The organism is Aureimonas sp. AU22 (assembly GCF_001463745.1).
Taxonomy (GTDB): domain Bacteria; phylum Pseudomonadota; class Alphaproteobacteria; order Rhizobiales; family Rhizobiaceae; genus Aureimonas.
Genome location: NZ_BBWJ01000024.1, coordinates 1 through 9,552, shown reverse-complemented (window position 1 = coordinate 9,552; position 9,552 = coordinate 1). Strand labels below are relative to the sequence as shown.

Genomic DNA, 9,552 nt, shown 5'->3' with positions numbered 1-9,552 from the left:
GAACCTCCTGGCGCTGAACGCGGGCGTCGAGGCCGCGCGCGCCGGCGAGGCGGGCCGGGGCTTTGCGGTGGTGGCCCAGGAGGTGCGAGGCCTTGCCCAGCGCTCGGCCGAGGCGGCAAAAGAGATCAAGGACCTGATCCAGGCGTCGGGCGACCAGGTGGCGTCGGGCGTCGAGCTCGTCACCGCGTCGGGCAAGAGCCTGTCGGAGATCATCGTGGAGGTCGGCGACGTCAGCCGGGTCGTGTCGGAGATCGCGCGCCGGGCGCAGGAGCAGGCGGTGTCGTTGCGCGAGGTGTCGACGGCGGCCGACCAGATGGACAAGGTGACCCAGCAGAACGCGGCGATGGTGGAACAGGCGACGGCGGCGGCGCAGACGCTGGCGTCCGAGACGGACGAGCTGGCCCGCCTGATCGCCGAGTTCCGGACGGCGGCCACCGCCAACCATGCCCGCCAGAGCGAGCGCGCCCACCAGCGCACGGCCGGCATCGCCCGGCGCGCCACCCCGCGCCCCGCTGTCCAGATGAAGCCCACCGCCCAGGGCAACGCCGCCCTCGCAACCCTCCAGGACAACTGGGAAGAGTTCTGAGGCGGCGGAACACGAGCCGCCGGCTCGACGGCGCTCCGTTCGCATGAGGCAGCATGGCCCGCCCGGTTCACCGCGGCGGGCCTTGCCGCGCCTCCATCGCTCCGACTTGCGCTGCGGCGAACCCCGCCTGCGCACTTAGCGACGCCGCAGCGGTTCTTCGCGCGCGTGACCGCGGCAGGGCATTCCGCAGGAAAGCCCTCGTCAGCCCGCTTGCGGCGCAGGGGTTTCCTCTTCTAGGCTCCCGCCGGGAACAGGGGGAGCGATCGCGATGCGTACCGCACGGATGCTGACGGGCTTGGTTCTGGGGCTTCTTCTGGCAGCCGCCTCCCCGGCCCCGCTGCAGGCGCAGGTCGCGGAGCGCACGATCGTGCCCGCCCCCGATGCCGACTACTACGGCCACGACTACGACATCCTGAAGGATGCCGACCAGAACCTCTGCGAGACGGCGTGCCTTTCCGACAACCAGTGCGAGGCCTTCACCTTCAACACGGCCAAGGGCTGGTGCTTCCTGAAGAGCGAAGCGGGCGAGCTGCGTGCGGCGGTCGGTGTCGTGTCGGGCCGCATCGCGGTGGCGGCGACCCCGGCCGAGACGCAGGCGCGCGACAGCCAGCGCAGCGCCGAGCTCGGGAAACTGCCCGGCCTCGATCTCGATGCCGCCCGCAGCTTCCGCCTCGGGCTCGCCGGGGAGGCGCGCGACGCCGCAATCGCCGCCGGCGAAGCCCTGTGGCCGCAGGCCGACGCGGCGCTGGAGCGGCGGGACTTCGCCGCGGCGATGGCCGCCTATCGCGAGGCGCTTCGCCGCGACCCGGCGTCGAGCCGCGCCTGGCTCGGCCTCGGCCTCGCCAGCCTGTCGTTCACCTCCGACGACTACCAAGCCGCTCAGGACGCCAGGGGTCTGCGCCAGCCCGCTGCCATCAACGCCTATCTCACGGCCGGCGACGACCGCGAGAAGGCCGCAGCGCTTGACTTCCTCGCCAGAGGCTTTGCGGCGGACGACAACTGGAAGGACGCTATCCGGATCTGGCGCGCCTCGCTCAGCGTCGCGGAACGGCCGGACGCGCGCTCGCGGCTCGACGCGGCGATCGCCGAGCACGGCTTCCGGATCGTCGACAACACCGTCGACAACAACGCGGCGTCGCCGCGCATCTGCCTGAACTTCTCCGAAGCCTTGAGCGCGTCGATCACGGCCGGCGAGGCGGCGGGCGACTACCTTCAGGTGGAGGGCGGCGGCACGCTGCCCGTCTCGGCCAGCGGCTCGCAGATCTGCGTCGAGGGCGTCACGCACGGGGTCCGCTACCGCATCGTCGCGCGCAAGGGCATTCCGTCGGAAAGCGGCGAGACCCTCGCCCGCAACGTCGAGGTGTCCGTCTACGTGCGCGACCGCGACCCGTCCGTGCGCCTGTCGGGCAACGCCTACGTGCTGCCGGGCGGTGGCGACGCGTCGATCCCCGTCACCAGCATCAACACCGACACGATCGAGGCGAAGCTCCTGCGCGTCGGCGACCGGGCGCTCGCGCGCACGATCGGCGCCGGCCGCTTCCTCGGCCAGCTCGACACCTACACGCTCGACGAGGTGAATGAGAGCGACGGCGAAACGGTCTGGTCGGGCGCCGTGGACGTCAAGCGCACGGCCAACGAGGAAGTGACGACCGCCATTCCCGTGGCGGCGATCGTGACGGAGCGTAAGCCGGGGGTCTATATCCTGTCGGCGAAGGCGAAGAACGCGCGCGCCGGCGACGAGGCGCCCGCGACCCAATGGTTCGTCGTCACCGATGTCGGTCTCACGAGCTTTGCCGGGCAGGACGGGTTCCACATCTTCGCCCGCTCGCTCGGCTCCGCCGAGCCCCTGGCCGGCGTGACGCTCGAGCTCGTGGCCGTCAACAACGAGATCCTCGGGACGGCCGAGACCGATGCCGCCGGCCATGCGCGCCTGGCGCCCGGCCTTCTCAAGGGCACGGGCGGCGACCGTCCCGCCCTTCTGATGGCGACCCGGACGGACGGCGACTTCTCTTTTCTCGACATGACCGCCTCGCCCTTCGACCTCACCGACCGCGGCGTCGAGGGCCGCGAGCCGGCCGGGGCGCTCGACGTCTTCGTGACGCCCGAGCGCGGCATCTACCGGGCGGGCGACACGGTGCACCTCACCGCCCTGATGCGCGACGGGCGCGGCGCCGCGGTGGACGGGCTGTCGCTGACCGCGATCCTCATGCGGCCCGACGGCGTGGAAGACCGCCGCATCCTCGTCCAGGCGAAGGAGGCCGGCGGTCTCGCCCTCGACCTCGTGTTGTCGGAGGGGGCGCAGCGCGGCCTCTGGACGCTCGCCCTCCACACCGACCCCAAGCAGCCCGCGATCGCCTCCACCTCCTTGCGCGTCGAGGACTTCGAGCCGGAGAAGATCGACTTCGACCTCGCGCTGCCCGAGACGCCGATCGACCCCGCCGCACCGCCGACGCTCGACGTCGCGGTCCGCTATCTCTTCGGCGCGCCGGCGGCGGGGCTCGGGCTTTCCGGCGAGACGGTGCTGAGCGCCACCGACGGCCTCCCCGCCTATCCCGGCTACCGCTTCGGCCTGAGCGACGATGCGCCGACACCCACGCGCCTGCCCTTCGAGGCCGACCCGACGGCGGAAGACGGCACGGCCGCGGTCGCTCTTGCGCCCTTCGAAGCGCCGGTGACGACGAAGCCCCTCCAGGCCTCCGTCCAGCTCCGCGTGACGGACGCGGGCGGACGCCCGGTCGAGCGCAGCCAGACGCGCCCGCTCCTCGGCACCAAGACGCGCATCGGCGTGCGCCCGCTCTTCGACGGGGCGCTCGGTGAGAACTCGGACGGCGGCTTCGAGATCATCGCGGTGGGCCCGGACGGCAGCCGCATCGCGCGCGCAGACGTCGGCTGGGTGCTGAACAAGGTGACGACGGATTTCCAGTGGTACTCGGTCAGCGGGCGCTGGAATTACGAGACCACACAGCGCCGCGAGCGCGTCGGCAGCGGCACGCTCGCGGTTTCGGCCGACGCGCCGACCCGCCTCACGGTGCCGGTCGCCTGGGGGAGCTACGAGCTCGTGCTCACCGATCCCGCGCCGGACGCGCTGCCCACCAGCGTCGCCTTCGAGGCCGGCTGGTATGTCGCCCCGAGCTCGATGGAAACGCCCGATATCCTGAAGCTCTCGCTGGACAAGCCGCGCTACCGCGTCGGCGACACCGCGACCGTCCATATCGAGCCGCGCTTCGCCGGCAAGGCCGAGGTGCTCGTCATGGACGAGCGCGTGGTGGCCAGCGTCGCCGCCGACATCCCGGCCGAGGGCGGCGACGTCCAGCTGGAGGTGACGCGCGACTGGGGCCCGAGCGCCTATGTGGCGGCCGTGCTCTACCGGCCGATGGACCTCGCGGAAAAGCGCATGCCCGGGCGCGCGCTGGGTCTCGCCCATGCCGGGGTCGAGCCGGGCGAGCGCGCGCTGGCCGTCGCCCTCGATGCGCCCGAGCGCATCGCCCCGCGCACGACGCTCGACGTCGGCGTCACGCTCGGCAACGTCCAGCCGGGCGAGACGGCCTACGTGACGCTCGCGGCCGTCGATGTCGGCATCCTCAACATCACGCAGTTCGACCCGCCCTCGCCGCAGACCCATTATTTCGGCCAGCGGCGGCTCGGGGTCGAGATCCGCGACCTGTATTCGCGCCTCATCGACCGCATGCAGGGGGCGCCGGGTTCGGTGCGCTCGGGTGGCGACGCCGGGGCGGAAGGCTCGCGCCCGCCGCCGATGGACGACCTCGTGGCGCTCTTCTCGGGCGTCGTCACGGTGGACGAGAACGGCCGCGCCACGGTCCCGCTCGACGTGCCGGACTTCAACGGCACGCTGAAGCTCATGGCGGTCGCCTGGTCGAAGTCGGGCGTCGGCGAGGCGAACAGGGACGTTCTCGTGCGCGATCCCGTGGTGGCGCAGGTCAGCCGCCCGGTCTTCCTCAGCCCCGGCGACCGCTCGCGCATCCAGATCGACCTCAACCACGTCAAGGGCCCGGGAGGCCGGGTCCACCTGTCGCTGTCCGGCGGAGGCGAGGCGCTGCGTGTCGAGGCCAATGCCGAGGCCGACCTCGAACTCGCCGAGAACGGGCGCGCGCGGCTTCTCGTGCCGGTCGAGGCGCTTGCCTCCGGCGAGGCGGCGATGGAGCTGGCGTTGATGACGCCCGGCGGCGAGCGGCTCACCAAGAGCTTCACCCTGCCGGTGCGCTCCATACAGCCGCGCGAGGTGAAGAAGAGCCGGTTCGAGATCGCGGCCGGCGGCTCCCTGGACCTCGGGCCCGACATCCTCGCCGACATCCAGCCGGGAACCGGGCGGGCCACCGTGTCGGTGACGCGCTTTGGCGGGTTCGACGTCGCGGGCGTCGTGGCGGCGCTCGACCTCTACCCCTACGGCTGCACGGAGCAGCTCACGAGCCGCGCCCTGCCCCTCCTCTACCTCGACCAGACCGTGCTCGCCGCCGGACTGCCGGGGACGCAGGACGTGTCGGAACGGGTCGGGGCCGCCATCCGCGGCGTCCTCGCCAACCAGGATTCCGCCGGCAGCTTCGGGCTCTGGGCGCCCGGCGGCGGCGATCTCTGGCTCGACAGCTATGTCACGGACTTCCTGACCCGCGCGCGGGAAACGGGCTACGACGTGCCGGCGGAGGGCTTCACCCTCGCGCTCGACAACCTTGCCAACCAGATCGCCTATCTGCCCGACCAGCCCGACTGGTCGAAGGCGGCCTATGCCTACTACGTGCTCGCGCGAAACGGCCGGGCGGCGATCGGGGACCTGCGCTACACCGCGGACAACGAGGCACCCGCCTTCCGGACGCCGCTCGCTCAGGCGCAGCTCGCCTCGGCTCTGTCCTTCTACGGCGATGCCGCGCGTGCCGAGACCCTGATGCGCCTTGCCGCGAGCCGCGCCGCAAGCGGTGCGGACCTGGCCAACCGCGACGACTACGGCACGCCCTTGCGCGACGGCGCGGCGGTGGCGACCCTCGCACTGGAAACCGGCGTCGGTGGCGTCGACCTCCAGCCGCTCCTCGCCAAGGTCGGCAGCGAGCGCGAGGCCAAGCGATACACCTCGACGCAGGAGGACGTCTGGTCGCTGCTGGCCGCCCACGCCGCACTGGCGTCGCAGCCGCCGCGGCTCGAGGTCGACGGCGCGCCGCGCGAGGGCGGCTATTCCGAGACGCTCGACGCCGCGCGCCTGGCCTCCGGCCTCACCATCGGCAACCGCGGCGAGGCGCCGGTCTCGGCCGCCGTCACGATCGCGGGCGTGCCGACGCTCGCGCCGCCCGCCGAGGCGTCGGGCTACGAGATCGCGCGCACCTACTATACCCTGGAGGGCGAGGAGGCCGACCCATCGGCGATCGCGCAAGGGGACCGGCTCGTCGCCGTGATCGACGTCCTTGCCGTGGACAAGGCGGCAGCGCGGCTGATGATCGACGATCCGCTGCCGGCGGGCCTGGCGATCGACAACCCGTCGATCCTGAAGGGCGGCGACGTGGCGGCGCTCGACTTCCTCGAACTGACCGGCGAGGCCGCGCACACCGAGTTCCGCGCCGACCGGTTCCTGGTGGCGGTGAACAAGGCGGAAGGCTCCACCGAGCGCTATCGCTTCGCCTACATCGTGCGGGCGCTGTCGCCGGGCGAGTTCGTCCATCCCGCCGCGATCGTGGAGGACATGTACCGGCCGGAGCGCCGCGGGCGCACCGACGAGGGACGCGTGTCCGTCGTCGGCCCGCTGCGCTGACCATGCAACGACGCCTCGTCCGTGCGGGGCTGGCGGGCGCCGTCCTCCTTGCGGCCGGCGTCGGTGGCTGGTGGTGGACCGAGCGGGCCATCGCTGCCCGCGCGGCTGTCATCGCCGAGCCGGAGACCGGCTTCGTGGTGGAGGCTCGCGACGGAGCCCTCTTGCGCGCCTTCGCCGCATCGGACGGCCGCTGGCGCATGGCGGCCGATGCGGGTGATGTCGATCCCCGCTTCCTCGCCATGCTGGAAGGGTGGGAGGACAAGCGGTTCCGGACCCATGGCGGCATCGACGCCGTGGCGCTGATGCGCTCCGCCTTCGATTCCGTCCGTCATGCGCGCATCATTGGCGGCGGCTCGACGCTGACAATGCAGGTGGCCCGCCTTGCCGAACGCCTGCCGACGGGAAGCCTTGCCGCCAAGGGCCGGCAGTTCCTCGGCGCGCTGGCGCTGGAGCGCGCGCTCGGCAAGGACGAGATCCTGTCGCTCTACCTCCGGCTGGCGCCCTATGGCGGCAATGTCGAGGGCATCCGCGCGGCGAGCCTCGTGTGGTTCGGGCACGAGCCGAAGCGCCTGACGGCCGGCGAGGCCGCGCTTCTCGTCGCGCTGCCCCAGGCGCCCGAGCGCCTGCGCCCCGACCTCGAACCCGAGCGGGCGCGGCGCGCGCGCGACCGGGTGCTCGACCGGATGGCCGCGATCGACGTCCTGCCGGAAGCGGAGGTCGAACGGGCGAAGCGCGAGCCGATCCCGACGCGCCGCCGCGCGATGCCGATGCTTGCCGCCCACGCGGCAAGCCAGGCGCGCGACCGGGCCCTCGCCGAGCGCCGCGGCCAGACGGCCGCGCGGCTCACGATCGACGCCGCGCTGCAGGCCCGACTGGAAGCCTATGCGCGGGAGAAGGCCGCCACGCTGCCGCGCCCGCAGAGCCTTGCGGTGGTCGTCGCCGACCATGCGACCGGCGAGATCCTCGCCTCGGTCGGCTCGCCCGACATCTTCGACGCCGGCCGCGACGGCTATGTCGATCTGACGAAAGCGCAACGCTCGCCGGGTTCGACGTTGAAGCCCCTGATCTACGGCCTCGCCTTCGAGCGCGGGATCGCCCATCCCGAATCCCTGATGGACGACCGGCCGACCTCGTTCGCGGGCTACACGCCCGGCAATTTCGACGGCCGGTTCGAGGGCACGCTCACCGCCCGCCGCGCGCTGCAGCTCTCGCGCAACCTGCCGGCCGTCGAGCTGCTCGCGGCCGTGGGCCCCTCGCGCCTCGTCAGCCGCATCCGGGCGACGGGCGCGAGCCTCGAGCTCGGCAACCGCACGCTGCCGGGCCTCGCCATCGGCCTCGGGGGCCTCGGCATCTCGCTGGAGGACCTCGTGCGGATCTATGCCGGCATCGCCAATGGCGGGCTGGCAAAACCCCTGCGCATCGACGCGAACGCGGCGCTCGCGGCCGGGCCGGCGCGACGCATCCTCTCCGAGCAGGCCGCGTGGTATCTCGCCTCGATCCTCGCCGGCGCGCCCACGACCGCCAAGGGCCCGCCCGGCACGATCGCCTGGAAGACCGGCACCTCCTTCGGCTATCGCGACGCCTGGACGCTCGCCTTCGACGGGCGCCACGTCGTCGGCGTCTGGCTCGGCCGTCCGGACGGCGCGCCGGTGCCGGGCCTCGTCGGCCAGGACGCGGCCGTCCCCGTGATGCGCGACGTCTTCGCAAGGCTCGGCCCGCCCGTCCCCCTCCCCGGCCCGCCGCCCGGCATCCTGGCCGGCACCGCGCGCCTGCCGCCCGCCATGCGGCATCTCCAGCCCAAGGGACCGACGGCGCGCGGCGATGCGCCCGAGATCGTGTTTCCGCCCAACGCCGCGCGGATCGAGCTCGGCATCGCGGAGGGCGCATCCTCCGCCCTCAGCCTCAAGGTGCGCAACGGCCGCCCGCCCTTCACCTGGTATGTCGATGGGCATGCGACGCTCACCGGTCTCTTCGAGCGTCAGGCGGCCTGGCGTCCGAGCGAGCCCGGCTTCGTCGAGATTTCCGTCGTGGACGCCGTCGGCGGGGCGGCGACGACCCGGGTCTTCGTGGAATAGGGCGGCCGGCCGGCGCTCAGGTCCAGTACAGGATGCGCATGCGCGGAAGCTCGGCCGCAAGCCGGGTTTCGAAGAAGCGCCGAAGGTCCGCCATCGTCGCGGCGTCGTAGACATGCTTGACGGCGCCGAAGCGCGTCCGCTTCTCGCGCCGCCGCGCCGGGCCCATGTCGAGGTCGGATCCGGGATACCAGCTGTCCAGCACCGCCTTCGAACCCGGCGTGAAACGGTGGGTGATCAGCTCGATCGTCGGATCGGCGGTATCGGCGCAATCGCCGAGCGTTGCGGCGATGTCCGAGATCAGCTCGCCATAGGCCTCCTGCCAACCCTCGGCCGCGATGATCGGGGCGATCGTCAGGCCGATCGGGTAGCCCGCGTCGGCCATGCGGCGCAGGGCCCGGAGCCGCTCGCCGACGGGCGCGGTGCCGCCCTCGAAACGCGCGAAGGCGGCGGGGTTGAGGGAGGCGCGCATCCGGGTCCGGCCACGGTGATCCAGCCCCAGCAGCGGCTCGACCGCCGCGAACTTCGTGGTGAAGCGCAGCTGCACCGGGGCGTCCCACCGTCCGAACCAGGCGATCAGCGAGGACAAGGAGCCCGTGAGGTGCTCGATCGCCAGCGGATCGGTGTAGCAGGAGGCCTCGAACGTCGTGCCCTCCCCGGCGCGCGCGGCGCTGCGGGAGGTGACGAGGCCCTCGCCGAGATAGCGGGGCAAAGCGCCGAGGATGTCGTCGAGATTGGCATAGACGCGCGTGATCGGCGGGCCCTTCAGCGAGCCCGCGAGGTAGCAGTAGCTGCAGTGGGCGGGACACCCTTCGGCAAGATCGACGCGCCAGTCGGCGCTCGGCGCGATCGGCTGAAGCTTCAGCTTGGAGGGCGGGGCGACCACCACCGCGAGGGTCGATTTCGCCCCGGCATAGGTGCCGCGCGGGTCGCCCGCCCGATCCAGCGGCAGGCGGTCGGAGGCAAGGCGTTCGACCGGGATGCCGAGATGCGCCATTCGTTCGGCGATGGAGCGTCCGTGCTCGCGCCCGAGCGCGGACGGCGTGATCAGAACGCGCTTCGGCCGCCAGAGACGGGGCGGACGAAGGGCGGGGCCGGGATCGTGCAGCATCCGCACCAACGCAGCGGCGGGGGCAGGCGTT

The 9,552-nt window shown here is 72.7% G+C and carries 4 protein-coding genes; 3 read left to right on the top strand and 1 reads right to left on the bottom strand.

From position 1 onward, the window contains the following. From AUL34_RS08800 to pbpC, 3 genes are all read left to right on the top strand, one after another. Nucleotides 1-586, top strand: a 586-nt coding sequence (locus tag AUL34_RS08800; RefSeq protein WP_244492497.1) for a methyl-accepting chemotaxis protein, incomplete at its 5' end; no start/stop codon positions are given. A gap of 268 nt (nt 587-854) precedes the next feature. Next, nucleotides 855-6,338 carry an alpha-2-macroglobulin family protein gene (locus tag AUL34_RS08795; RefSeq protein WP_061933311.1) on the top strand — a complete coding sequence of 1,828 codons (5,484 nt, stop codon included), beginning with the start codon at nt 855-857 and terminating at the stop codon, nt 6,336-6,338. A gap of 2 nt (nt 6,339-6,340) precedes the next feature. Then, nucleotides 6,341-8,413 (top strand): penicillin-binding protein 1C, encoded by a 2,073-nt coding sequence (pbpC, locus tag AUL34_RS08790; protein ID WP_061933309.1) that lies wholly within the window; start codon nt 6,341-6,343, stop codon nt 8,411-8,413. A gap of 16 nt (nt 8,414-8,429) precedes the next feature. Here pbpC and AUL34_RS08785 read toward each other — a convergent pair whose 3' ends face one another. Then, entirely contained in the window at nt 8,430-9,521 is a 1,092-nt protein-coding gene (locus AUL34_RS08785; protein WP_061933307.1) for a spore photoproduct lyase family protein, read from the bottom strand. Between the last annotated feature and the right edge of the window lie 31 nt (nt 9,522-9,552).